This is a genomic window from Desulfosporosinus metallidurans (genome assembly GCF_001936615.1).
Lineage (GTDB): Bacteria > Bacillota > Desulfitobacteriia > Desulfitobacteriales > Desulfitobacteriaceae > Desulfosporosinus > Desulfosporosinus metallidurans.
In genome coordinates, this window is record NZ_MLBF01000005.1 from 83,234 (window position 1) to 109,134 (window position 25,901).

At 41.3% G+C, this 25,901-nt stretch carries 27 protein-coding genes and 1 pseudogene; 5 read left to right on the forward strand and 23 right to left on the reverse strand.

The features are described 5' to 3' along the window. Positions 1-21 precede the first annotated feature (21 nt). Positions 22-846 carry a carbon-nitrogen hydrolase family protein gene (locus DSOL_RS05395; RefSeq protein WP_075363851.1) on the reverse strand — a complete coding sequence of 275 codons (825 nt, stop codon included), beginning with the start codon at positions 844-846 and terminating at the stop codon, positions 22-24. A 402-nt stretch (positions 847-1,248) separates the two neighbouring features. On the opposite strand from DSOL_RS05395, the gene DSOL_RS05400 reads away from it, so the two are divergent. Continuing rightward, a complete protein-coding gene (locus DSOL_RS05400; RefSeq protein ID WP_075363852.1) occupies positions 1,249-2,469 on the forward strand; it encodes a M20 metallopeptidase family protein in 1,221 nt (406 codons plus the stop codon). Positions 2,470-3,056: 587 nt separating this feature from the next. Here the strand turns inward: DSOL_RS05400 and DSOL_RS05405 are convergent. From DSOL_RS05405 to DSOL_RS05445, 9 genes are all read right to left on the reverse strand, one after another. Beyond that, positions 3,057-3,428: a putative zinc-binding protein gene (locus tag DSOL_RS05405; protein WP_075363853.1), complete on the reverse strand. Its 372-nt coding sequence runs from the start codon at positions 3,426-3,428 to the stop codon at positions 3,057-3,059. Between the two features lie 294 nt (positions 3,429-3,722). Further along, positions 3,723-4,076, reverse strand: coding sequence for a carboxymuconolactone decarboxylase family protein (locus tag DSOL_RS05410; RefSeq protein WP_075363854.1), 354 nt, complete (start codon positions 4,074-4,076; stop codon positions 3,723-3,725). Positions 4,077-4,223: 147 nt separating this feature from the next. Continuing rightward, positions 4,224-4,961 carry a DUF169 domain-containing protein gene (locus tag DSOL_RS05415; protein WP_075363855.1) on the reverse strand — a complete coding sequence of 246 codons (738 nt, stop codon included), beginning with the start codon at positions 4,959-4,961 and terminating at the stop codon, positions 4,224-4,226. Positions 4,962-4,963: 2 nt separating this feature from the next. After that, entirely contained in the window at positions 4,964-5,326 is a 363-nt protein-coding gene (locus tag DSOL_RS05420) for a putative zinc-binding protein (RefSeq protein ID WP_075363856.1), read from the reverse strand. Between the two features lie 104 nt (positions 5,327-5,430). Further along, complete coding sequence (locus tag DSOL_RS05425) at positions 5,431-5,772, reverse strand: ArsR/SmtB family transcription factor (RefSeq protein ID WP_075363857.1); 342 nt, start codon at positions 5,770-5,772, stop codon at positions 5,431-5,433. Between the two features lie 84 nt (positions 5,773-5,856). Then, positions 5,857-6,177, reverse strand: coding sequence for an ArsR/SmtB family transcription factor (locus DSOL_RS05430; RefSeq protein ID WP_075363928.1), 321 nt, complete (start codon positions 6,175-6,177; stop codon positions 5,857-5,859). 192 nt (positions 6,178-6,369) lie between these two features. Further along, entirely contained in the window at positions 6,370-6,984 is a 615-nt protein-coding gene (locus DSOL_RS05435) for a DUF2680 domain-containing protein (protein ID WP_075363858.1), read from the reverse strand. 137 nt (positions 6,985-7,121) lie between these two features. Further along, the gene (locus DSOL_RS05440; RefSeq protein WP_075363859.1) at positions 7,122-7,814 is read right to left on the reverse strand and encodes a cytochrome c biogenesis CcdA family protein; all 693 of its coding nucleotides are present in this window, start codon (positions 7,812-7,814) and stop codon (positions 7,122-7,124) included. Beyond that, positions 7,811-8,335, reverse strand: coding sequence for a thioredoxin family protein (locus tag DSOL_RS05445; RefSeq protein WP_075363860.1), 525 nt, complete (start codon positions 8,333-8,335; stop codon positions 7,811-7,813). The genes DSOL_RS05440 and DSOL_RS05445 overlap by 4 nt, the downstream gene beginning before the upstream one ends. 188 nt (positions 8,336-8,523) lie before the next feature. Here DSOL_RS05445 and DSOL_RS28700 point away from each other — a divergent pair. Next, positions 8,524-8,645 (forward strand): annotated as a pseudogene (locus DSOL_RS28700) (DNA-binding response regulator); the annotation flags it as partial. Here DSOL_RS28700 and DSOL_RS29710 read toward each other — a convergent pair. Further along, on the reverse strand, positions 8,639-9,256 hold the full coding sequence (locus DSOL_RS29710) for a tetratricopeptide repeat protein (RefSeq protein ID WP_345788366.1): 618 nt from the start codon (positions 9,254-9,256) through the stop codon (positions 8,639-8,641). The pseudogene DSOL_RS28700 and the gene DSOL_RS29710 sit on opposite strands and share 7 nt — an antisense overlap. Positions 9,257-9,737: 481 nt before the next feature. On the opposite strand from DSOL_RS29710, the gene DSOL_RS05460 reads away from it, so the two are divergent. Beyond that, positions 9,738-10,478, forward strand: coding sequence for a ZIP family metal transporter (locus tag DSOL_RS05460; RefSeq protein WP_075363862.1), 741 nt, complete (start codon positions 9,738-9,740; stop codon positions 10,476-10,478). Positions 10,479-10,727: 249 nt separating this feature from the next. Here the strand turns inward: DSOL_RS05460 and DSOL_RS05465 are convergent, their stop codons facing one another. The 12 genes from DSOL_RS05465 to DSOL_RS05520 form a co-directional block, all read right to left on the reverse strand. Next, positions 10,728-11,783 (reverse strand): DMT family transporter, encoded by a 1,056-nt coding sequence (locus DSOL_RS05465; RefSeq protein ID WP_075363863.1) that lies wholly within the window; start codon positions 11,781-11,783, stop codon positions 10,728-10,730. A gap of 27 nt (positions 11,784-11,810) precedes the next feature. After that, positions 11,811-13,145, reverse strand: coding sequence for a peptidoglycan DD-metalloendopeptidase family protein (locus DSOL_RS05470; protein WP_139314392.1), 1,335 nt, complete (start codon positions 13,143-13,145; stop codon positions 11,811-11,813). Between the two features lie 98 nt (positions 13,146-13,243). Then, on the reverse strand, positions 13,244-13,630 hold the full coding sequence (locus DSOL_RS05475; RefSeq protein WP_075363864.1) for a response regulator transcription factor: 387 nt from the start codon (positions 13,628-13,630) through the stop codon (positions 13,244-13,246). Between the two features lie 174 nt (positions 13,631-13,804). Continuing rightward, positions 13,805-14,338, reverse strand: a complete 534-nt coding sequence (locus DSOL_RS05480) for a hypothetical protein (RefSeq protein ID WP_075363865.1) — start codon at positions 14,336-14,338, stop codon at positions 13,805-13,807. A gap of 56 nt (positions 14,339-14,394) precedes the next feature. Then, positions 14,395-15,594 carry an ABC transporter permease gene (locus DSOL_RS05485; RefSeq protein ID WP_075363866.1) on the reverse strand — a complete coding sequence of 400 codons (1,200 nt, stop codon included), beginning with the start codon at positions 15,592-15,594 and terminating at the stop codon, positions 14,395-14,397. Beyond that, a complete protein-coding gene (locus DSOL_RS05490; RefSeq protein WP_282433526.1) occupies positions 15,542-16,258 on the reverse strand; it encodes an ABC transporter ATP-binding protein in 717 nt (238 codons plus the stop codon). The genes DSOL_RS05485 and DSOL_RS05490 overlap by 53 nt, the downstream gene beginning before the upstream one ends. Before the next feature lie 19 nt (positions 16,259-16,277). After that, a complete protein-coding gene (locus tag DSOL_RS05495) occupies positions 16,278-17,558 on the reverse strand; it encodes an efflux RND transporter periplasmic adaptor subunit (protein ID WP_075363867.1) in 1,281 nt (426 codons plus the stop codon). A gap of 41 nt (positions 17,559-17,599) precedes the next feature. Continuing rightward, positions 17,600-19,234, reverse strand: a complete 1,635-nt coding sequence (locus DSOL_RS05500; protein ID WP_139314391.1) for a cell wall-binding repeat-containing protein — start codon at positions 19,232-19,234, stop codon at positions 17,600-17,602. A gap of 319 nt (positions 19,235-19,553) precedes the next feature. Further along, positions 19,554-21,188, reverse strand: a complete 1,635-nt coding sequence (locus DSOL_RS05505) for a cell wall-binding repeat-containing protein (RefSeq protein WP_075363868.1) — start codon at positions 21,186-21,188, stop codon at positions 19,554-19,556. Further along, entirely contained in the window at positions 21,185-22,126 is a 942-nt protein-coding gene (locus DSOL_RS05510) for a phosphatase PAP2 family protein (protein WP_075363869.1), read from the reverse strand. Before DSOL_RS05510 ends, DSOL_RS05505 begins: the two co-directional genes overlap by 4 nt. Continuing rightward, positions 22,123-23,442, reverse strand: a complete 1,320-nt coding sequence (locus DSOL_RS05515) for a heparan-alpha-glucosaminide N-acetyltransferase domain-containing protein (RefSeq protein WP_083642335.1) — start codon at positions 23,440-23,442, stop codon at positions 22,123-22,125. Before DSOL_RS05515 ends, DSOL_RS05510 begins: the two co-directional genes overlap by 4 nt. 153 nt (positions 23,443-23,595) lie before the next feature. Continuing rightward, entirely contained in the window at positions 23,596-23,979 is a 384-nt protein-coding gene (locus tag DSOL_RS05520; RefSeq protein ID WP_075363870.1) for a response regulator transcription factor, read from the reverse strand. Positions 23,980-24,572: 593 nt separating this feature from the next. Between DSOL_RS05520 and DSOL_RS05525 the strand changes: the two genes are divergently transcribed. Both DSOL_RS05525 and DSOL_RS05530 read left to right on the forward strand, forming a co-directional pair. After that, positions 24,573-25,187 carry a tetratricopeptide repeat protein gene (locus DSOL_RS05525; protein ID WP_235838705.1) on the forward strand — a complete coding sequence of 205 codons (615 nt, stop codon included), beginning with the start codon at positions 24,573-24,575 and terminating at the stop codon, positions 25,185-25,187. Between the two features lie 20 nt (positions 25,188-25,207). Next, a complete protein-coding gene (locus DSOL_RS05530) occupies positions 25,208-25,900 on the forward strand; it encodes a response regulator (protein WP_075363871.1) in 693 nt (230 codons plus the stop codon). Position 25,901: the final 1 nt, after the last annotated feature.

A 25,901-nucleotide genomic window follows, 5' to 3' on the forward strand; every position in this document is an offset into this window, starting at 1 on the left:
AATTGCATCTCCTCGAAATTATTATTTATTCATAGACGTGTACAGTTCAGGCCTTCTATGTAGATAAGACGGAAGCTTTGCCCTTACTCCTTTGATCCTACCTAGATCGATGCGACACGGAATCAATGCTTCCGTTTCAGGACCGGACACCATGATCACGCCCATCGGATCTGCAATCAAACTTTGTCCGATATAGAAATTGTCACTCACTTTACCGCATGCTACCATGTATACCGTATTTTCAATTGCTCTTGCGGTCACTAAATTCCTCCAATGATATTCTTTCATAGGTCCATGCACCCATCCGGAAGGAACAATGATAATTTCTGCACCATGTATAGCTTGATAACGCGCAATTTCCGGAAACCTGAGCTCATAGCAAACAAACAATCCAAGCTTACCAAAAGGTGTCGATATTGGTTCAAACAGTGCATCCCCCGGTTTGATGTTCTTCGATTCATTGTAGCCAAATGCATCGAACAAATGGGTCTTCCGATAAGTACTGATGACTGAACCCTCCGACGAGACGATCACGGTTGTGTTGTACACCCGCTCGTCACTTGGCTCTTCCGTTGCCTCACGCATACCAAATACAAGCCAAACTCCATATTGAAGAGCAAGCTTACACATGCCGCCTACAAATGGTCCATCTACCGGCTCAGCATCCTTTAGAGAAATGTCCTTTGGCGTGCCTATGGGAAAATGGCTCATAAATACTTCCGGAAACACAACGATGTCAGCACCATGAATTTGCTTAGCGTACTTCACGGCATTTTCTGCCTTCTTAAGATTGACATGCTTGTCGTCAAGCGAAACCAATTGTGCCATGACGAGTTGAAACGGCATTGTCTAATCATCTCCTTCGAGAAATGTTATTCGGAATATAAATCCATACAAGTCATTATTCTTAAAGTAATATAAAATGCAAAAACCATACCAATTATTAAATGAAAACAGTTTTTTTGAAAATCCTTTTTTATATCTTCGATTACTCATAATAACATGTGCTTGGAAATAGTCATTTGAAATCTTCAATATCACTTTAAATGGGTAAGGAATAGGTTAAATTGGTTATATATTCAACCTATTCTTTACCCATTTAAAATCTCTTCAAAGAAATCGTGTCCAGTAGATTATGCCTTCGCTAGTTTGGCATGATATTTGCTTGTTAACTTATTTAACATTTATCCATATCAATTGGTCATGCTCAAAAAGATGGATATATCTCAAAAATAGAGGAGGAATATTATGTCAAGTATTACTAATGATAAAATAAGACAGTTGGTAAACAAATATGAACACAATGTTATTGAAATACGCAGGGATATCCATATGCATCCTGAATTGAGTTTTCAGGAAAAGAGGACATCCGAATTAGTTGCAAGCAAGTTAGAGGAATTAGGTATCGAAGTCCAGAGTGGTATAGGGAAAACCGGTGTAATTGGCATACTAAAGGGCAGTAGACCCGGAAAAACTCTAGCCCTTAGAGCAGATATGGATGCGCTCCCTTTAGATGAAGATAATGACTTGCCATTTAAATCAGTAAATGCGGGTGTCATGCATGCATGCGGTCATGACTGCCACACAGCTAACCTTCTGGGAGTAGCTATGATATTATCTGAAATTAAAAATGAACTTAGTGGAACCATTAAGTTCATTTTTCAGCCTGCTGAAGAAAACGGCGGGGGAGGCCGTGAAATGGTAAAAGAGGGGGCGTTAATTAAACCGGATGTAGATGCAATATTCGGATTGCATGTAAAAGAAATGCCTTTAGGAACCATTGAAGTCGGCTATGGAAATATAATGGCTTATTCCGATAGGTTCATATTAAGAGTTAAAGGAAAGCAAGCCCATACATCCAAACCGCAACAAGGGGTAGATTCTATAGTAATTTCTGCCAATATTATTACTGCTCTTCAGTCAATAGTCTCAAGACAAATAGATCCCCTCGAAACGGCAACCTTTTCTGTGGGACAGATTAATGGAGGTACAGCTCCCAATATTGTTCCTGATCTGGTGGAAATGGTCGGAATGATAAGATGCATGTCAAAAGATACAAGAGAAATCATTAAAACCAATATTGAAAAAATAGCAAAATCAGTAGCAGAGGGTATGAGCGGAGAATGCGAATTTATTTTTAAAGAAGGCTATCCAGCCGTATTTAATAATAACGAAATGGCTGATTATGTGAAAGAACTGGCTATTGAAAGATGTCAGGATATTAAAGATGATTTAGATCTACAACTACCTCCTGAATTTGACCTGAAGGAATTAGTGCGGATTACGGATAAGCCAACGCTTGGCGCTGAAGATTTCGGATTCTATTCACACGAAGTTCCTGCTTGTTTTTTCTATGTTGGTACGGGAAATCCTGCCCCAATCCATAGCCCAAAATTTATGGTTGATGAAAGAATGTTTAGAGTTAGTTTAAATCTACTGTCTTCAGTTGCAATCAAATTTCTTAACTAGAATTAATATCAAAATTCAACTTTCGCAGCTACAATCAGTAAGATTAACCCTGATATTAACCCATCTCTATTACTTGGCCCGCTCACTTTAACTAAGTCGCCCTCTTTCAGCCAGAGTTTCTCCCCTTCCTCATTATTCATCTCAATGAAGTTCTCAGGTTGAATCTCCGTTAGCTAGGGTGCTGAAATTGTTTCGCTCCGGGTATGGAACGTTTGTTCGCAAGTAGTCGCAATAAAGGGGTAACCGTCATCCTTGACCAATGCCACTTACCTTTATGAATTAATATTAGTATGCTATCATATTTACCTAGTTTAAAGGCGACGAGAGCAACGCCCGTTCACAATCGCACCTTGAAAACAGATCTCCACGCTTTTCCGCGCGGACTGGAGTCAACCGCAAGGATGAATTGGGGCAACTTGGGAACTCTCTCGACTATAAAGATAAGACTGCCTAACTTAAATGAAAATTAAAGTTCGAGTGGGAGATAGATCTAACCTCCTACCACACGATTTTTAAAGTGTTGGCGCTCCAAAGTAGCCCCAATTGGCTCCAGATATACCCCCTACCACCGAACAACTTAACAGGTTCTAATCAAGCATGGCCTTAATAGCTGTTAGAACCTGTTCTAACTCCTCATCCGTATAGTCGATTTTGTTTTCCCGTTCGATACCAAGACTAGTCACTAAAAAGTGCTTATCTACTTCGATCCCTGCACCGTCGAGAACCTTCTTGCCGCATCCTTTGATGCATCCCTCGATGAGTACCCACTGTTTCGCATACTTTGCCGCATCAGCCAACCTCTTTAGATCCTTCTCTTTGAATTGTTCACCGCCCAGTCGCACAAATTTTCCGTTTCCCTCCTTTTCTAGTAAGGTTGCGGCCTTATAGGCCAATAAAGAAACATTGGAACCGCCAGGACAGGTGACGAGGCACAGCACGCTTTTATTGTTTTCGAACATACTTTTTTCCTCCATCAAAGTTGTTAACTTCCGCAATCCTTTGACCTAAAAACCTCTCTACTATTATATATCAACTAATTTCCATGAAACTAAAATATTTTTATATTACTATATGAGGCTATGCTAAAACTTATTTATGTTGTTTTCATATCCCCACTTTTACTTCTATAACATCAAAACAAAAACGTCCTCACTTCACTTTAAAAGTGAAAGGAGAACGCTTTTTTAATTGTTGTAACCACTTAGAATTTTGGGGATTGAGTTTTCACACACCCCCATTAAGGAGGAATTATCTTATTTGTTGTTGACAAGCCATTCAAGGGCAGGAAGTGAGCTTGACAGGGTTGTTCCTGCCTTAGAGAACTTAGCAATTGCAAAGGCTTCCATGATTTCCTGGACAGATGCCCCAGCCATCTTGGCACGCATTGTATAATTCAATATGCAGGGTTGGGAACCGAGGGCGATGGCTGCCGACAAAGCGATCAACACTTTGTACTTTTGGGGTATCGCTTCCTTAGAATAAGTGAACATCATGTCGGTCATATGGTTTACAACCAGGCTTTCATCGAGCTGTCCGAGCAGCTCTAGGGGTTTCGGGATTTCTCCGTTTTCCTTTTTGAAGTTTTCCATCATTTCTTTAAAATCCATGGTAAGACCTCCCTCAAATTTTTGAAACCTTCCTTGACGTTTTTTCTACTGTAACGGATATTTAATTAATATCCGTTACAAAATTCAAATCACAAATTTCCCCTGTGTAATAACGACTGCAACTACTCGTGCTGAATACCCTGACCTCTAACTATCGCATTGTGCCGAAAACGTTGATTTAAAAACCCCTTTACCACGAACACGAGGAATGGCTTTCTGGAGCAACATTTCTAAGTTCTCCACAATTTCCTGTAGTTTTGTGGAAGGAAAGCCAATCAGGCACTCTCCGTCTTCTAAATCAGTTGCCTCTCTGCAGCCATAACAACCGAGACTGCTATTTACTTTATTTTGTACAAATGGCGTTAAGGTTGAATCAATACAAGTGGCTTGGAAAATACCGGAATCGAACTGTAGACGGTCACCAGTTTTAAAAATCGAGGCTAATGCTACCCACATAAGATGTTCGGGCTGCGACTCTATAATAATAACTTGTGGCTCAAAATCACACTCTGCCAGTGGGGAAACTAAGACTCCCTTATACTCACCCATAGGAAGTCTAGGCATCTGGCTCATAACCCTAGCCGCAGCTTCTTTGTTATAAAACAACCCCAGACTTGACATCATCTCTCCCGAGGCTAGTTTCTCCGGCAGGGGTTTCAGACCGAAAGCGGCCGCTGATGCCGGACAGACAATATTTTCGGCATTAACGTAAACCTTTTCACCCCGCCTTGCCCTATAAAGCGCCTGACAATATCTAAGTTTACTTTGTCCATCATAGTCTTTAAGCACGGCATCTTCTTGTTTCACAAATCTAGCAGCAATAGGTTGGGACTCAATAGTCAAAATATTTTGTAGTCTTTTAGCATAATCTTGATATGAATTCATCCCTACTCCTCCTTTAAGCTACGAGCTGCGTCCAAAACAAATTCTACGACTTCTTCCAAGTGTGTCTCTTCATCATAATTCTTGTTTTTAGCAATGTTCAAATCTTTAGTTAAAACCACATTTTGGTCCGGTTTTAATTCAATAGTAGCTAAAGCCTTTGTCGCACACTGGAGTTCACAACCATTGAGGGCAATAAATTTGTCATGTTTCTTGGCATTAGTGACAATGTTCTCTAGTCCGAGGGGTATACCCATAGCGCAGACAATACCTAAATTCTCATCTTTGGAAAGTGCTTTGAGTGAAGCTTTTGTCGTAAGAATTCCAGTGTTAGACGCACCCGAACAGGCTACAATTCCAATTTTCATAGTCTCACCTCTCCCCATTACATTAACACATGTACGTGTATTAATATGTTACATCAAAAAGAATCCCTTGTAAATAGCATTTTGTTAACTTTCAAAACTCACGTCTAAGTTTTTTGCTGATTATGTTGTAATTGCTCGCATTCATAAGGATCATGTTTTTTAATGTGTTTTATATCCTCTTTATTAACTAATTTAGTACACAGTGATACTAAATAAGCCTCTGTATTTTCGATGTTTATTGTGTAATATGTCCATTTACCATTACGCCTTTCATCAATGATACCGGCTTGTTTTAAAGTTTTTATATGATGTGAGACCAAAGATTGGGATATATTAAGCCTTTCCATGATCTGACAATTGCACAATTCTTCCTCAGCTATAATTTCTAACATTCTCAACCGTGTCTCTTCACTTAATGCTTTGAAAAAATCTGCTCTATTTTTCATGATTACTCATCCTTGTTTAATGTATTTTAGTTTTTATTATAACACCCTTTCCTAAATACAAACACATATAACTATGTAGATATCTCAACAGTCATATCTCAGCTTTCTCTCGTTGCTATGATTATGCCTTATCATTGTAATTTCATTAAGCAAGTTTTTTGCTGCGTCACAGCCCTCTTTGCTTAAGGAATAGTAAATCCATTTTCCATGACGGTGGCTACCAACTAGTCCCGAATCACACAACATCTTCATGTGGTGGGATAAGGTGGGTTGCGAAATATTCAGATCTTCTAGGATTTCGCAGGCACACCTCTCTCTGATTTGTAACTTTTCTAGGATCATCAATCGATTAGGATCGCCAAGTGCTTTAAATATCTTTGCGTTGGCTTCATAGTTAATCTCCAAATTTATCACCTCAAATCGATTATCGTTGATATGTTTATAATATATTTCATATCGAATACTGTCAATATGATTCACTAAAGAACCCCCAAAACAAGCTGTTTCGGAGGTTCTTAGATACTAAAAGGGTTCATGGATGAAAAACTAATGTACCGGTATCTGCAAACGTTTTGTAAGTTAGGGTTTACGTTGAAATTAGTTTGTTGTTGCGCTTGAGCTGCTAGGAGTAGTCACATTTGGCACCCCAAAGTAACCCCTATTGCCGCCATGCATACCTCTGCCACCGCCCATACCGCCGCCGCACATTCCAATGCCTCCGGAAACGAAGGTACCCTTCTTCAGCGCCTCTTCTTGAACTTTAATTTGAGCTTGCATGGCATCGCTCCAAGCCTTAATCTGCTCATCCGTCAAGCCGTTCGCCTTCATAGCCTGAGCCTGTACTTGCAGGCGAGCTTGAGCTGCGCTGTCCCAGGCTTTAATCTGATCATCCGTCATGGGTTGACCGTTATTATACATCATGCCTCCACGCATCCCCCCCATACCTGGACCGAAAACCTGACCATTCGCTATAGCCTGTTCACTGTATTGTTGGTGCAAGTCAATAGAGCTCTTCATAGCGTCAGCCTGTACTTGAGTAATGATACCAGCCTCAACTTCTTTGTCTGCTATTTGCTTTTGAATCCCCAACATTTGCTGGGTCAAGCTCTTGATCTCAGCGAGCTTTGACGAATCGGTGGCAGCGATCGTTGCCGTGGCTCCTCCTACTAGTAACACAACACTTAGCACCCCTGCAGCAAGTTTCTTTTTCATGCATTAATAACCTCCTTGTAACCTCAATGTATTTTTCACCGGGTACAATAGTATCTTAACCAACAATCGTGTCAAAACCTGTTACATTTTAAACAAAGCAAAAATAAAATATTGGAACTCTGTTTATACATTGGCCTTTAAAATCCTAAATAGAACATATAAAATGCTAAGAGCAGAATTACACCGCCCATTACAATTCTTAAAACCTTGCTGAAGGTACCATACCTATTGCTTGAAGTCATATTTCTTACAAAACCAATTGATGTTCCTGCAACAAGCACTAGGCCACTATGACCGACTGAATAGAGCAATAACAGAACAACGCCCCACATCAAACTGCCTTTTTCTGCTACAACAGCAAGCAGTGTAATCAGTACTGGCGTTGCACAGGGGGATGAAAACACCCCCCCTAATATTCCAGCTATAAATGCTCCAATGTACCCCCTTCTGGTGTTCCTTGCCATCAGATAGGTTGACGGAATGAAATTGTAAATTTCCCATGTTTGCATAGCCATTAACACCATCAGCACACCCAGTAAAAGATACCACCAGGAAGAGGATGTTCCCATTAGTTTACCGACTAGTGAAGATACTGTTCCTAGTATAGTAAAAGTGACGGCTGAGCCTGCCGCAAAGGTAAGTGAAAGCCGAAAGGCCTTTTTAGTGTCATTGTTTCCAGTGCCACCCACATATCCTATGACCAGGGGAACACTTGATAAGGAGCAAGGGGTTAATGAAGTTAACAATCCCGCTAGCAAAGCAAGCAATGGAGCTACCCACATACTATGAGAGATAAGGGTTGAAAGAAGATCAAGCCATTGATTGATCATTCAACACCCATCTCCTTTAGTACAGCTCTAAGTTGTTCTTCTGTCATACCTCCTTGATGGGCAGTATAAACGTGTTTATTGGTATCCTTAGTGGAATACAACATCATTTGCATAGCGTCGGCATCTTTAGGCACAAAGGGATTGCCCTCTTTATCAAAGTAAAACTGGGTTGGGATTACCTGTACAGGAAAATCATCCGCTGCAGTTTTATTTTTCCAAACATCTACAAACTTCACAATGGCCTTGCCCTGCATCTCCTGATTAAGTTTCTTAAGTACCGGGGCCATTTCTTTACAGGGAACACATGAATCTGCACCAAAATCAATCACAATCGGTAAACCATAGGACTTTAGCTGTTTTAGGTCGATCGCTGTTGCTTCAAGATCGAAGTCGCCAGTGTTAGCTGCCATGGGCTTTTCCTGACTGCCTTTTAGGATAAAAATCCCTACTATTACTGTAATGATTAGAATAGGAATAATAATTTTAGGGACAGATCGAAGTTTTTTCTCATTTTTCTGCATTAAGCTTTCCTTACCTCCATTTCATTTCCAAGTGTTTACCTAAGAATACTTGGCTCGTTCCAAACTTACAGGACGCCAGCTTAAATTTGACCACCCATTAATACTTATTGATCTTATAATATATTAATATATAAATACTTGTCAATAAATTCAAGGACTATTCCCCTACGAAGTAGGAAAATATACTTGATGTTTGCCAGGAAATCCGCAGAAGTTCGAATGTCTAATCATTATGATTACTGCCAAGGGGGATGATGGCAAACGTATCATGGGGCTGGACATTGGAGCAGATGACTACATCGTTTATCCGTTGATAAGCTCATTGAGGTGGTTTAGAGCAAAGGGACTCTCAGGGTTTAGCTGGACTGCCTTTTCAAAAGCCTCTCTGGCTTTCGCTCTATCTCCCATCTCCTGATAGGCTAACCCTATTATATTATAGGCTTCCCCTCTGCCCTCATCGTCCTGGGAATTTGTTAGATAAGCTTCTTCCTCTACAATAGCCTGTTCCCACTCTCTGTTCGCCAAATAAGCCGTTCCTAGTGAATAATGGGCTTCGATAAGTGTTGGGTCGATCTCTAACGCTTTTTGAAAATGCTCAGTTCCTTTGGATAAATCCTTATCTTTCCCCATACCATCTATGTACATTGCTCCAATGATGATATGATTTTTCGCCATGGAACTTAAAACTCGTCTTTGATCAAAATAAATGTGGTATTCACCTTGAACATTCCGTAAAAGAAGATATTGAATCTCGCTGGATAGAATTTCCGAAGTATAAAGATCACGATTAGTTTCTGAGACCTGAACGCTTATCCCATCAACAGAATTTTCACCAATTCTAATGGTATCCTTTAACTGTATATTCTTAATCTCAAAGTTTTCGAGTTCTATCGTTTCTCTAAGCTGCTCCATCCAGACCATAATATTTTCTTTTCCTAGCTTATTACGGCTCTCTGGATGTAAAAGTTCATAAATTGACTCATCGTCTCCAGATTGAAAATCTTCGTAATAACGTAGAACCACTTGCCTCGCCGCCAACCTCGCTTCATATTCTTTATAGATCGCAAACCCACTAAGCAGTATGACAATACCTAAACCTACAATGAGCGAGATAAAAACCCCTCTCTGAATATTCAAAATCTCCTCTCCATTCTATAAATCACTTTCTCAAGCTTAAAAAGTTAAATATTGTACCCATGATTTTAATCCCATCATATGCCATAGAATGTACCTTTTTCTCAACACATTTAAATTTCACAGAATATTAACATTTTCTATAACCATAAACCTTTAACAAAAGATTCACACTTTGTTCACACACCGCTCTGTGTTACAGACATATCCAAAGAATCCCCCCATATCCTTAAAGAGTTAGTTTTTGAAAGAGCGGGGGAATCTAACCATGAATAAGCTACTTTTCTCAACACTCATTGGGTTGGGAGTTGGAGGCGTGGGTATTGGATTGGGGGGGGTTGCGGCCTATGCAATTGGTCGACGTGCTGATAAAATCATCGGATTATTATTTGCTGGATGCTCGGGTATGATAATAACCGTCTTGGGATTAGAACTTTTACCTGAAAGCATTGCCACAGGAGGTATTATTCCAACCCTAATCGGTATTCTCATTGGTATATTGGTCATTGCACGCATAGAGCATTTCTTTCACCGAATTGTAATCATTACAGACAATCCCCGTCGTTCCCAGTTTATCCGATCGGGTATTCTTCTTGCACTCGGTGTGGCAATTCACAATTTCCCTGTAGGGTTTGCCATGGGTGCCGGTTTGACGAATGACAGTGAGATCGGATTGGCTCTTGCAACGATAATGCTCTTTCATAATCTTCCCGAGGGATTTGCAATTTCACTTCCTTTAATTTTTGGAGGTCTTGGCGGAAGTATTATCCCCATCATAGCAGCAATAGTGTCCCTCCCTGCGGGCTTAGGAGCACTGTTCGGTTCAAGTTTCCAACGAGTCAATCCTGCACTTCTATCCAGTTTGTTCGGTATAGCCATTGGAACAATATTTTACGTCAGTTGGCATGAGCTTCTGCTACAATCACTTAAAATGACGCGAAAACCAGGATTTATTATAAGTCTTTGTGTTGGAGCCTTTAGTGGAATAGTCTTCACAATCTTTTTATAAGCGAATAACTCTTTGCAAACATTCAAACAGGTATTGAAATGATATCTTAGCAACTTTCCAACCTACATAAAAGCCACCCTGGTCTAACCAAAGTGTTGATAATTTCCCTAGTTTCTTTGATCGGAAATTTGTCCAGGGCTTGTTTTTCTTCTTACTCATTTGCAATGGTTATAATTCATCTTTATTCCGACCTTTTTATTTGTTTAAAAAGAAGAATGATAAATGCCCCCAGCCAGTGAGAAAATGCTTCTAGTTTTGGTGCACATGCCTGTGGTGAATATCAGGAGTATGCGGATGTTCATGAACTATTGGTTCTTGTCCATGCTCATGGGAATGGAATCCCCCTTTAGGCAATTCCTCTTTAGGATGAGGGTGTGTATGGTGGCTATCGTGAGAATGCCTATGTTCATGTACAAGGGGTTTATGTTCGTGTAAATGACCATGCTCTTCCTTTAACAATAGCACCGTTCCAATAATCATGATTGGAATGGAGAGAAAAAATAACGAGTTTAGACTTTCCTTAAATATAATCACGGATAATATGGTTCCCACAAAAGGAGCCGTTCCGAATAACGCACTTGTCCTTGTAGACCCCAGTTCTCTCATTGCTCGGATAAACAGAACAATACTTAATCCATAACTGAAGCAACCGAGTATCATCGCTCTAAGAGCGAAGCCAATTGAAGGAAACGAATAACCCAATACAAGAGACAAAATAAGTGAGAAAGTGCCAGCACTTAATCCTTTAATCATTACAATCGAAAGTGGGTCTTTTGCTGATACATGGCGTATAAAATTATTATCTATTCCCCAAAGAACGCAAGCACTAATAACCCCCACGGCACCGATTGACAGACCCCACTGTCCTAGTGAATCCCATGAAAGCAGGATACTGGCCATTGTTATCAATATCACAGCACTCCATATACGCTCTCCAACTGCCTCTTTGAATGCAACAACGGCAATTACGGTAGTTGCCACTCCCTCAAAATTTAGCAGAAGCGAAGCTGTGGATGCAGGTGTATTCTTCAGACTGAACATCAAAACAATAGGAGCAAGAATACCCCCAGCCAAAATAGCTCCAATAATCCAAGGTACATCGCATTTAGTTACCTTTGCCTCATTACTATAATGCTTTTTTCCTTGAAAAAATCTAAAGAAAAACAGCCCTATCCCACTACCTAGATACAGGAAGGATGCCATAGGAATCGGGTCAATTTCACCTAGAAGCAATTTAGAAATCGGAACACTAGCTCCAAATAAAGCGGCAGCAAGCATAGCTTGTAGGATTGGAATTAAATTCATCGTTCTCAGCTCCTAACTTACAACTCCTCAACGCAAATAATTTAACGGATTCGCATAGTCGCCATTTATAATCACTTCGAAGTGAAGGTGCGGTCCGCTAGAACGCCCTGTTGAACCAACTAATCCAATCGTCTGGCCTTTAGACACTTTCTGCCTTGCTGAAACAAGTAACTTCGAGGAATGAGCATATCGTGTCAAAATTCCATTTCCATGATCAATGAGAATACTGTTCCCGTAGTTGCCATCCCACCCTGCACTGACTACAGTGCCGGCGGTAGCAGCCACATACGGATCGCCCTGGTATCCATTGATATCCAGACCCGTATGGAATTCCCCCTCACGGTAACCATAATACGAATTAATTCGTCCTGCAAGAGGCCAAATTATACCTAAAGCTAGCTGTCCACTCCCCCTGGAAAATGCTATCACAACAGGCCTACGTGGTGGTCCTTTCGCCACAACTTGGGAAACAGCATCTTTTAGGACTCGCTCATCTAAAATCTCCTTGGTCATAATTTTGTCGTTTCTTTGCGCATAAGTATATTTTACTTCTTTCTCCCCATCGCTTCCAAACTGGGTAATTTTTGTTTCGCCATTTGCCAAACTCGAATCCACTTTGGTCACAACATCGAAGGGTATAGTTTCCGTTTCTGTTCGCACCCCTTCCGCAATGACCGTTAAGTAGGGAAAAACCTTCATTAAATTGATTGTTTGCCCGATCTGAAGAGCAGTATCCTCGTTCGCCCCCGGATTACCGGCAAGCACTTCGCTCGTTCTCATTTCGTTCTTGCGCGCAATCAACCACCAGGAATCATCCGGTTGAACGACATATTCTTCTTGACGTACATCTCCCTGTTTCAATTTTTCCAGTGTCTCCTCCGTCGTGAGTACCTCTTCTGGCGTAACCTCGACTGAGCGTGTCTCAACCTTTTCTTCATAAGATACTGTATCAACCTGGTTCGCATCTGTCTTCTGCACATAGATCTGTTGGTAAGCTTGCAATAATTTTTGTACATCCTCCTGCTTAGGAAGAATGAATATAGGCTTGTTGTCAATAGCTAACTCTACTCCATCAATATATACGGACAGTTCCTCTTCTAATTTCTCTTTAGACAAGGTGCGAACGTCCCCGTTCCTAAGCCGGAGCGGGGAGTACTCAATGTTGTCATAAGTTTTGGCGATGACGCCTAAAGGAGCTCCCTTGTCAACTAAGAATTGATGGATCAAGTTCTCACCGCTTTTCACATCAGAGACTAGGCCGACCTCTGTTCCATTTACACTTACAGAAACCGCAGAAATCGTTGAGTTCACATAGAATGCTCCACTCCCAACAAGTAGCAGTCCTAGAATAAAGAACACCATGATTTTTGAAGATTTCCAGGGCGTATGATGGAGGAAGGCACATAAATTCAACTTTTCCTTAAGAATTTTTTTTATGTTATTCCTGCTAAATACCTTCATTAAGCCTCCTTGAATTTGCTAAGATCGAAACGTCTTAGCACGCTTGGAATGCGCGCGCCAAGCTCAAGCAAATTAAAAGGTTTGACGAGATAATCATCTACTCCAGCCTCTAATGCCAAGATCCGGTCGGATTCTCCCGATCTTCCTGTAAGCATGATAATCGGAATCGAACTCAATCTCCGAAGATATTTGCATATTTCTAAACCGGTAACGCCCGGCAGCATCCAGTCTAGCAAGACGAGGTCCGGTGCTTGGATTTCGATTAGCCTCATACCGTCCGTTGCATTTGAAGCCGTAAAAACGCAAAATCCCTCTTGCACAAGATAATCCCTCACCAATCCCAGTATTATAAGGTTATCATCAACAAACACGATTTTTTCCTCCATGCTTCTCACTCCTTTCCTTTCTTGGCTGGATTTTTGATTTCCTGTGCAAAAGCCAGAACTAACTATAACGGTCCTAGCTAAAGGGTTGCTTGTTTTCCTATCTGAAAACAACAAGCTACATTGCTTGTCGTCATTCTTTGGTGGTTTCGTGTCAGCGAAATGAGAGTATAGTTACTAACGATTAGCAATACTCATATATTCAGCAGCGGCTGGATCTGATTTTTCGGTCCAAATATTGACTACACTACCAACTTTGATACTGCCAATCGTTCCGTCCTGAACAGTTGGACCATCGCTGCTCGTGCCTCTGATCTTAATCGGGATACCAACAGGCACGGTCATAGTAATATTCTTACCGGTCATCACTTCTTGAGAGGCTTGCAATTTCAGCCGTTCTTCTGTGCTTAAAGCCTGCATCTCCGCTTGTCTTTTTGCCTTATCCGCAGCTGACAATTCTGCCGCCGTTTGTTGTCTTTGCATTTCTGAGATTAATACAACATTTCCCTGAATCGACTTGACTTTGCCATAGACTTCCGCTATCCGATCCGGTTGTTCAGGATCAATATTCGTACCGTACGAGGCACCCGAACCTGAAGCACTTGCTGAGGGTGTCGTTCCTGACGACTTGGCCCCTGAGGAGCATCCTGTAAGCCCGATGACCAAAGAACCCATGACAATGAGAGCCGCAAATCGTTTCCACTTATACATTTGAACTCATCCCCTCTAATCTATTTTCACTTACTTTGATAAACTAGGTTGTATGTTCACTCATATCTTAGTGCTTCGATTGGATTAGAATCAGCTGCTTTCGTGGCTGGGTAGAATCCAAAAAATATCCCCACAATGCCGGAAAAGGCAAAAGCTATTAAAAGACCTTGCATGGAGCGAATCGCCTCTATCTCCAGGTATTTTAGCAACGGAATCACCACTTCTCCTAGCCCTACCCCCAATAGTCCCCCGAAAACACTGATGCCGATGGCTTCAAAGAGAAATTGCCTTAAGACATCTTTTTTCCGCGCCCCGAGTGCACGGCGAGTACCAATCTCTTTCGTCCGCTCACGTACAGAAACAAGCATGACATTCATAATCCCTATCCCACCGACCACCAAGACAATTGTGGCAATCGCGATCAGAAGTACCGACATCGTACGCGCCGTTTCTTGAGCTGCGCCTACCTTGCTTCCGGCATCCATAGCCCTAAAATCATCCGCCATATCAGGACGGAGTTTATGGGCTTCGCGCAGAGCAGCTGTAATTTCGCTCAGAGCCGGTTTTACACTGGGCAGATCCTTCGCTTGAACAGTGAGTCTCGGGGTAATCGTTGTTCCTAAGACATAGCTCTGAGCCGTGGTATACGGTATAAAAACCCCTTCGTCAATATTTGTACTTCCCAGAGTCTCTCCCTTTCTCTCGATCACCCCTCCAACAATAAATTTCTTCTTGTTGATGTTTATCATTTGACCCACAATCTCCCCTGGCGCATCCCCAAAAAGGGTATCCGCGATATCTGCTCCGAGCACCGCAATTTTCTCTTTGGTCGTGACGCTCTCCGGTGTCAAGAAACTGCCGGAACTTAACTTAAGGTTGGTCAAACTTTGGTAGTCTTCAGTAACCCCCAAAACCGTCACTGATTCTGTATCGACACCAGCACTTGCCGCAGCTTTTCCAGATATTTGGGGAGCAACAGCCGCCACGGAAGGGCAATTTTCCTTAATCACAGCTACATCCTTAATACCTAGCTTCGACGGAATCGGAGACCCAGTGCTACTGGCCATGACGTAAATTGTAGTTACGCTCATCTGGGAAAACTGATTATCTACGCTTTTCTTGCTTCCCAATCCCACCGCCACCACGAGGATGATGGTTGCTGTTCCGATAATGATACCAAGCATTGTAAGGAAGGATCGAACTTTATTGAGCCATATTCCATCGAGGGCTAAGTGAATGGTTTCCAGTATCCCCATTTTCAATCCTCCCGTCTTTGAACATGATGATACGTTCAGCCTGCTCTCCAATTTCCCGGTCATGGGTCACCATGATAATCGTTTTTCCCTCCCGGTGAAGCTCTTTAAAAAGCCCCATCACCTGAATGCCAGATTGGCTATCTAACGCTCCGGTCGGCTCATCGGCCAGCAGCAGGTCGGGATTCGTGCTGAGAGCCCGGGCGATCGCGATTCGTTGTTTCTCTCCCCCAGACATTTCAGTCGGTTTATGGTTCAGCCGGTGCCCTAATCCTACCCGTTCCAAAAGTTCTTTGGCTATCATGCTTCGGTCTTTTCGGTTTTGGTAAGACAGGGGCACTTCGACATTCCTTTGCGCGGTGTAGTAGGGCAAAAGGTTAAAATTTTGAAACACAAACCCTAGTTTTAGGTTTCTAAACCGGGCTAGTTCATCGTCATTTAAGTCATTGATAAGTTGTCCATCAAGAAGATACGACCCATCGGTTGGTTGATCTAAACAGCCAATAATATTGAGTAGCGTCGACTTCCCTGAGCCGGAAGCTCCCATGATCGCTACAAATTCTCCTCGTCTGATGGTTGTGTTGACATCTTTTAAAATTTGCACCGTGTTTTTGCCCAAAGAAAACTCTTTATAAATATGCTCTAACTGGATAATATTTTCGGTCACATTCCCCCCTCCTTTCCGATTATTTTTTAATGTTCTTTCGAATGAGGATTTTATCTCCAGCTTTTAACCCATCTTTAATCTCTACGATTTTTCCATCAGTCAGGCCCGTTTTAACCTTTACCCACCCCGTGCTTCCATCGGGGGACTGTACTTCAACACTGGGGGCACCATTCGCTCGGACCACAGTTTCTACTGGAATGGTAACAACTCCTTTAACTTGCTGAGCGATAAAGGCCACACTCGCGGTCATCCCGTTTTTAATGTTTTCATCAGGAGCATTCAAGATAACGGACACTTTATATGTAACTATTCCACTCTGATCGACGACAGGATTAGGGGAAATTGAACTTACCTTACCCTCATAGGTTTTATCCGGTAGGGACGTAAATACAACTTCTGCCGCCTGTCCAACCGATATTTTTCCAATGTCATCTTCAATAGGGTAAGAATCGACCGCGACCTCATTGCCATTGGCAAGCACAATAAAGGGTGTGTTAGTTGAAGTAGAACTGGAAGTAACTAATTCTCCTGTTTTTCCATTGTTGGAGAGAATCATACCGTCCGTGGGAGAAATCAAAGTAGCATCTTGCAAGTTGTTTCTGGCAATAGCCAGGGCCGCCTCCATCTGTTTGACGGTTTCGCTCGCTGTCGTCAAATCATAGGAATCTGCCGGTACGAGTAAAGCGAGTTGAGCTTTGGCGTTTTCTAACTGAGCTATAGCCCCCTCCAGTTTGAGTTCTTCTCCTAAGATATCTCCCTCGGTGGTCTTACCGCCGTTCAAGACGGTGGTCTTCTCGTTGTTCAATAGGGAAACTTTATAATCATACGAGGCCTGCTGAACTCTCAAGTTCTTCACTGCATTATCGACTGCAATTTGCTTAGCTTGACGCTCAACATCAGAGGGGCCCGCGATAAGTTTCTGGTATTTGGCTACGGCTGAGTTATAATTGGCCTCGGCTTGTTTGACCTGATTTTCCAAGTTTTTTACATCCAGCCGGGCTAATACATCTCCTTTCTTAACCCGCTGCCCCTCTTGAACCAAAATTTCTTGCACAATCCCATTGCCATTGAACTTAAGGTTGGTTACCGGGTAATCCGCTTTTCCGTCGTTGGCAAGCGAAATTTTTACATCTTTCTTTTGGGCAGTAATCACCGTACTCCCAGTATCGACGGGAGTCTGAGCCCTTTGTTCACGTAGATAATACCAACTACCTCCACCCGCTAAGGCTAGCACCACGAGGACGGCAGTTAGCTTTTTAGCAGAAAGCTTACCTTTCCCTAACTGTTTGAGAGATAACATATACAACATTCCTTTCTGCCAAATTTAATGAGGGAGCAAACCTAGTGAGTCAACAGATGTTGTAAATTTTCTTCCAGCAAACCACTCACCGCATTAAAGTTACCGACTACAGTAGACCGGGAGATGTAATCCTTATTCATAAAGAGAAATTTGTAGGGCGGAGAAGACAAGGAGAAGGATGAAAGGTCAGAAGGCGGAAGCATGGCTACAAAGCCACCGGTTTTAGCAGCTAAAGCTGCCGTTAACAAGGCGTCGGCATAGGGTTTCCCCGAACTGACGTCATCTTGACGAACCAGCCCAGATGTAAAGTAAAGCGGGGACTGGGGAATTTGCGTGTTAAAGAGATTTTGAAAGATGATACTTTGGGTATCATAGCGGTCATAGCCACCCCAACGTTGGACGGAATACTTGGCACGTAATTCATTTTCCACGGAAGTGCCAATAACCCCTGTCCCTCCAAGCAAAACGACATTACTCACCTTGAGATCGGCCAAGGCTTGAATCGTCGAAGGCGGCAATGAATCTCTATCCGTGAGCAAGATTGGGTTTCCTTGCTCCGCAGCAAAGGCACTGATCGCAATCGCATCAGGTATGGCATTCCCATTAGCGAGATATACGGTATGGGTGGGATCAATACCCACATTGGAGGAGATCAGAGCAGCCGTATCGTATCCTTGTTGTCCAGCAATCCGTGTAATCGTCAACCCATTACTAGTCAAACTATCTTGGATGACTTGAGATATGGCTGCTGTTCCGCCAACGATGTATACGTTCTGAGCGCTCAGCCTTCTAATCTCTGCTAACGTCCGTTCGTCTAAGGTGGAAGAACCCGACATAAGAATCGGAGCGTCGAGCTTTTTAGAAAGCGGAGCCGCGGCTAGAGCATCCGAAAATTGATCATCTCGTGTCAAGATCACGTTACGTGCCCCTTGTATCCAACCACTTTTGGCAATATCAACCGATAGCGAAACGTTATCCTTCGTCGTCCCTCCGATTCGAGCATTTTGGGTGTAGGCCGAAATAACCGGAATCGAACCGACCACATGCCCAGCGTAGATTATGTTGACTGTTCCTAAGGAGGTGGGTGTCATAGTGAACGTAAACGTTCCATCACTAAGGGTTGTATAGCTTACGTTTGTTGCCCCTACAGTTGTTCCGTCGACTGTTCCAGATTTACGGACCAATGGATTCCCAGCAGAATCCGTAACCTTAACCCTTATGGTTTTAGTCGCGTTAGTAACGAGAGAATCTGTAATGATTGTTTTAGCATTCAGTACTGTTATTGTCCCCGCGGCTAAGGCTGTGCCCAAAGCTCCTTGACGTATGACTAACTGATAATCTCCAGCGGTCTCTAACGTCACATTGGAAATTGTATAATCTCCAGCTGTCCCAGAAATGGGAAATAACGTTTGAATCCCCTCAGAGTCTGTAATAGTAGCGCTACCCACAGATCCCGTAAAAGGATCCGACTTATTATCCCAAAGTTGAACATGTATATTTCTTGCTTCTCCGGCAATCAGTGTGGAGTCTGCGCTGGTCGCAAAATTAAGCCAGCCGAGCCATGTACTACCATCATCACTTGTGTACGCTGAAGCAACCCCCGGTATCATTCCAATCAGCAAAATTACCATCATCAGTGCAGCCAAAACCTTTTGTGTCTGTTTCTTTTTTCCCACGTACTATTTCTCCTCTCTAACTTTCGGCGATTACAACAATGTCTACGTGATTTCTCCCTGATGCTTTCTCCTCTTATTCTTGTCTAGAGATTCCATTTCGTCTAAACTGTATGATAATATTATAAATAAGAATTGTGTCATAAGTTTAACGAAAGTTCGAAATAAGTTTGTCAACTGCAGATAGTTATATAAGAACAAATATTATTGTTCATTTTTAATATACTTAGAGTGCGTAACGAAACTTCAGTTTCGTTACGTGCTCTGGCTTTAAGTGATGTGTGTCCCGTAATCCCATATTCGACGTGAATGTGTATCAGATTTAATTAACCTTTGTGAATACATAATTACTGGAAATACTGGATTGACTGAAACTGGGATGAATGAAACTATCAGTATTACTAAAATTATTGGAATTTCCACGAATACGAGAAATACCCAAATTAGAAATTTCTAAACGATTTCCATTTAATACAAAATTGTCATCTTCAGCCCAACTTGAATTTACGATTCTTATCCTTGTGGGATTACTGAATGAATATTTTTCTTTATAAATATTAGTATATCCAGTGAGCACTTCAGTTTCTTCTAATGTACCATCATCATGAAATTCCAAAGTATGTTTTCCATCAGAAGTCTTCCATGTACCTAAAATTTCCTGTTGCACTTGTTGAATTGTCAAAATAGCAACTGGATTCACGTCTGCGACTGTAACTGTAGCTATTACATTAATTATAGTTGATTCAGCAATTGTACCAATAACAATATAATTTCCTGCACTTGTTGGTTGACTTAATGCCCTGCCCGCCCAATTGACATTAACCATTTTAGATGTCCCATCACTCATTGTAGCAGTTACTGTTGAAGGTAACACCGGAGCAGTTCCTGCTGTAGTAGTTACATTAACAGCACTTAAGTGGCTTACAGTAATAACCTGTCCTTGTCCCAACTCTTGTATCACACTATCAGGAACAACAGCAGTTCCTCCAAATACATAAACACTAGGATTATAATTACTACTACTACTACCACTATTACTAGCGTTTACTAATCTTTGCTTATAATAACTTTTTGTATCATTAGGTGAAGCATCATTCACTAAAATAATAGGAGCAGATATTTTTGAAGCTAGAGCACTTCCACTTAAAGCATCTGGAAATTGCTCACCTGAAGTTACGATTGTATTATATAGATTAAAAACACTCTCAAATTCCTTGTTAACAGCAATATTTCTGCTGTATCGATCATTTCCTGAAATCCTTTCATAATTTGGAAATTGATTAACAACATTATCAGTAATTTCATCTGAATTACCTATAACATAGGACTTTACGATACTTTTATTTGAAGATATATAATCCTTGACCGAGTCAGGGATATTATTATTGGGTACTAGAATGATTGGATCTCGTTTTATCGATGCAATCGGAGAAATTGAAAGTGCGTCCGAGAAATCATCAGATGTACAAACAAATATTATTGAAGGGGTTGAAGTGACTTGTTTAGCTACTGCTATTGCGGTTTCATATTTATCATTTCCAAATACTCTATTTGCAGTTATTCCCATAGATTGCAATTCTGTATCTACCGATGATGAAATTACTCCTGTACCACCTATGATTGTGACATTTTTGGTTTTTAAATCAATTAATACTTGTCTGGTAATAGGTGTAAGTGATGCACTCTCAGTAAGTAATATTGGAGCATCATATTTCTTTGCTAATGGTGTTGCTGCGAGGCTATCGGAATAATTACCTCCATATGTTAAAATACAGTTTGATGAACCATTAGGCCAACCTTGTTTGGCGATTGCAGATGATGTGTCATAGCGATTTTGACCCGAAATTCTATTAATTATTGGAGATATGGTTGTTGAGCTAGTTGTAGCTAATGTTGGTGGTACATATGAGAATGTGAATAATGTGGTAAGAAATATAGATATCAATTTTTTCTTCATTTATGCATTTCTCCTCTTTTAATTAAGTTGTTTATCTTGTAACAAGAAACACCACTCCTAATAAACATACTTTTCCTCTTTAAATAAATTGCGCTGATAATCCAGTCCCCTAGTTTCACTGCAGCCAGGGCCAAGAAGATTCCTGCGATAACATCGGTTACCCAATGAATTTCCAGATAAAGCGTAGAATAAATGATCGAGAGGCAGAAAAACGTCCAAACCCAGCGGAAAAGTTTATCCTTTTCTCTCCAAGCGAGCAACAGCATAGCGAAGGCTATCGAAGTATGCATTGAAGGGAAACAATTGACAACGACCACCGCCGCATCAGCTGCCGTGAGATGACGAGCCATTCCATCGGGTTGGCCTAGAACATACCAGACTTCATTGACGTGAATCGTAAGATAAAAGGGAAAAATTAATACAAATTGTAAGACATGAGCTGACAAACTATAACGGATCATTTTTAGAGAATCCTTGGCTAGAAAGGAACGAAAAACGGGTATAAGCACGGGTAGAGTAAAGCCATTAGCATAAATCCACCGGAAATAGCTTGTCAACCAAGGGGTTTGGATCACTCGAAACATCCAGCCATTATTACCTGGTATTGACTTAAAGAGATTATCTAAATCTAAAAGGTGGGCTCTAGTACCTAGTTGCCAATAAACAACGTCATTCCAGATCGGAGGAAAATATTTCCACATTAAAATTGGAAATAGAACTAAGGGTATTCCGAGCCATAAGAAATTTTTCCAAGAAATCGGCAAACGATCACGTTGCATTTCCCAAAAAGCCACTCCGGGTAAAAGATAGGAATAATGGGCAGAACGGTTCGGAGCAACAAGAACGAACACAACAAGAGCAACAAGGCATAATTGCAAAAAGTATTTCTTGGGCCATTCAATAGCTCTAATCGTTCTAAAGTCCATAGAAGAGATCATCTATTCCCTCTCAATCCTTTCCCAAAGAGTACGTTAGATAAATCGGCTTGGCGACGTACGAGCCTTGAACCATGAACAAGTTTTGGGCGAAAAATGTGAACCTTGGTTGAGGATTGCCATATCAAATACCAGTGACAGAGAGAATAAAGGATTAATAAACCCAATAGCCAGATTACAACTCCAAACAACAGAGAATGCCCATTGAAATTGGACAGCAGTGCCGGTATAGCGGCATAAAGCCAAAGATGGGTATTGTAGAAGAGAAGTGGAATCTGACCAAAGTTCTCTAGGATTCCCCCTATTCTTGAGGTTTGTGGCAGTTTGTAAAAGAGGAAAAGCAATAAAAAGACAAGACCTAAATAAAGCAGAAAATAGTCTGGGCTCGGAGGGTATTTAGAAAGACCTATAAAGCCTTGGAACGTGCCATCGGGAAGAAGATAATCCCCTATTCCAGCGGAGCGGAAGATAAAGAAAAGGGCTAAACTACTAAAACCTGAAACAGCAAAACGTTTGGCCTCGTAGGCAACTCCACGCTCTTCCGCATAGGTGTGTCCATATAGCCACCCAAGGGTCATCGGTAAAAGCCACGGGATGACGGGGAAATTATTATTCACTAAAAAGCTCGGCGAAAAAGGGACAGGTAAAACCAGAATCGTCTGCCAGGCCTGTTCTATTGCTTGATGGAAGGGGAAGTTTCTGGTGAAACTGGAAAGAAACAATTGGCTCAATAAATAGAGGAGCCCAGATATTCCGAAAAGTTTCCAGGGGGAAATATGGCGGCCCACTGAAAGAAAAAAGAACCCAATACCAATGGTAGATAAAACGCTCAAGGAAAAAAAAGTTCCCCAAGTAACGACGGAAAGTGATTTAGCTTGAATGAGCATGGGAAGATTAAAGGCGGGAGAAGCAATAAACACTTGCAACACAATAAGGAGCATTCCTCTGCGCCATAAATGATGATTGATACTGGAACTCGAAAGGCCCTTTAATTCGCGCTTTTTAATGGACAAGGCTAATACATACCCAGCGATAAAGAGAAAACCCGGTGCACAGAGACTCGACAAAAACATAACAATTACAGCCAAGGCACTTGAGACACCTAGTGGATTAAAGGTTACAGCACCATTAACCAAGAGTGGTAATCCTTCATTGTTGATGCGTCCAGTACTCCAAAAGAACAAGGCATGGTCTAAGGCCATAAAGATCATTATTAAACCACGGGTACGGTCTAAAAATGGAAGTCTGCTGCTAGAATTACTTCCAATCGCTTCTAGACTTTTAGCTTTAATATTCTTAGCAACAAAGCTTAAACTCAATTCAAACTATCCTTTCCCCGAACTCGATTTACAGTTATTTAAGATACTAACTGCTAAGTTCCTTAACGGTTCTTTCGCATAATTGGCACACCCAACATAATCCTATTGAAGTGCTAATTTCCTTTCTCAAGAAGGTATTGCTAAGAGCGCAAATCAGTACCTAATTGCCTCTTTCGGGAAACGCCTAAGTACGCTTCGGATGCGCGCGCCAAGCTCAAGCAAATTAAAGGGCTTGACGAGATAATCATCTACTCCAGCATCTAATGCCATGATCCGGTCGGCTTCTCCCGATCTTCCTGTAAGCATGATAATCGGAATTGAACTCGATTTCCGAACATATTTGCATATTTCTAAACCACTAACGTCCGGCAGCATCCAATCTAGCAAGATGAGTTTTGGTGCTTGGTTTTTGATTAACTTTAGACCATCCATTCCAATTGAAGCCGTAAGAACGTCAAATCCCTCTTGCACAAGATAATCACGCACTAATTCCAGTATTGCAGGGTCATCATCAACCAACACGATTTTTCCTTCCATGGTTCTAACTCCTTTCTTTCCTTCTTTTGTTGGATGTTTAAGTTCTAATATAAAAGCCAGAACTGACTGTTACTCTGTTGGTGCTGCTGGCTAATGATTTACTTACAATATTATAATATCGTAAGTAAAAACAATTCTAGCATACACAAGGGTTATGAATCTCAAATGAATTAATTGTGAAAAGAATGTTAAGATCAGGTTTTTCATGAGACTGAATTTATCGTCAAACTTCCTAAAGATATAAAAGATAAAAGCTATGGTTGAAGATAAAATCCTCAGCCATAGCTTTTTACTTTCTTCTTATTTACCATCTAAAACCTGTTTTCGGCTTCTCCACAGTCTCTTCACAATTTTTTCACATTTCATTCATATAACATTCATAACTAATGATTATAATAGACAGACATGATACAATTAGGATATTATAATATATTAAGAATATGATAACTTAAAAAATGCCTTTGAATCAGGGGCCTCTATTTATTCATGAGAAAGGAGAAACTTTATTTGAAAATCTTAATTACAGTTATCATGGTCGTTTTAGGTCTTATCGCGTATCAATCACTACAGCCCGTTAATGGGGAGGACATAAAGTGATTAACAAAAATAAAAAAAAACCAATTAAAGCCATAGTTCTTACAATTTTGCTAACCATTTGTTTAGTTGGTGCAGGGGCCGAATATTTCTTCGGTGGTACTTCTACAATCCCTTCCTCGTCTTCTAGTAACAGTGATTATAATAGCTTTAAAAATCAGGTAAATGCTCTAAACCAACAGTTAAAATCAAACCCTAATGATATTTCACTCCAACAGGATTTAGGTAATGCCTATTATGATTTGGCTGCTGTAGCTCAAAATGTTGCACCGACTGAAGCGAGAGAAGATTATATGCTAGCGATTAAATACTACCAAAATGTTCTCAATACTAAGCAGGATATCAATGTATTAACGGATATGGCTACTGCGGCCTTCTTTAGTGGGCAAAATGATTTGGCCGAAAAAAGCTTTAAAGAAGCCTTGACCCAGAAACCGGATTTTCAACAGGCAATGTTCAATTATGGGGTTTTCCTTTCGGAAGTCAAAAAGGACTACTCAACAGCTATTAGTGTCTGGCAGACTGCATTGGACAAAGAACCAAATGGTTCTAATGCTGATCGTCTAAGACAACTTATCCCTCAGGCTAAAGATATGCAGGCTAACCAGCAATAAACAAAGGAGTTTCGAAATCTATGAAGATTTTAGTAGTGGATGATGAGAAAAAAATCACAGCTGTGCTCAAAGCCTATCTCCAACAAGACGGGTTTCGGGTCAGCACTGCCCTTAACGGTAATGTCGCTCTAACCATGTTTAAAGAAAACCCCTTCGACTTACTCCTCCTTGATTTAATGCTCCCTGGAATGTCAGGAATAGAGATCTGCCACGAGATCCGCAAAATATCCTCTGTCCCCATTATCATGCTCACCGCTCGAGTCGAAGAAGAGGACCGCATCCGAGGATTAAATATCGGTGCAGATGATTACATAACTAAACCCTTTAGCCCTCGTGAAGTGGTCGCCCGTGTCCGAGCCGTTCTACGACGCATTAATAACGAAACCTCACCGCTTGCGAACGTGATCTCCTATGATAATGGCCTCACTATTGATAACCTACAATATAAAATTCTGCTTCACGATCAGGAGGTCCATTTAACCCCCTCCGAGCATAAGATCCTTGGTGCCTTGGCGAAGCACCCCGGGCGAGTGTTATCTCGAAGTCAGTTGGTGAAAATTGTTCAAGGACACGACTTTGATGGAGATGATCGCGTGATTGATGTCCATATTAAGAAGATCCGCCAAAAAATCGAAACCACCCCTAGCGATCCTCAAATCATTCTGACCGTTTTCGGTATCGGTTACAAGTTTAATCCAAGTGCGGGGGGATAAG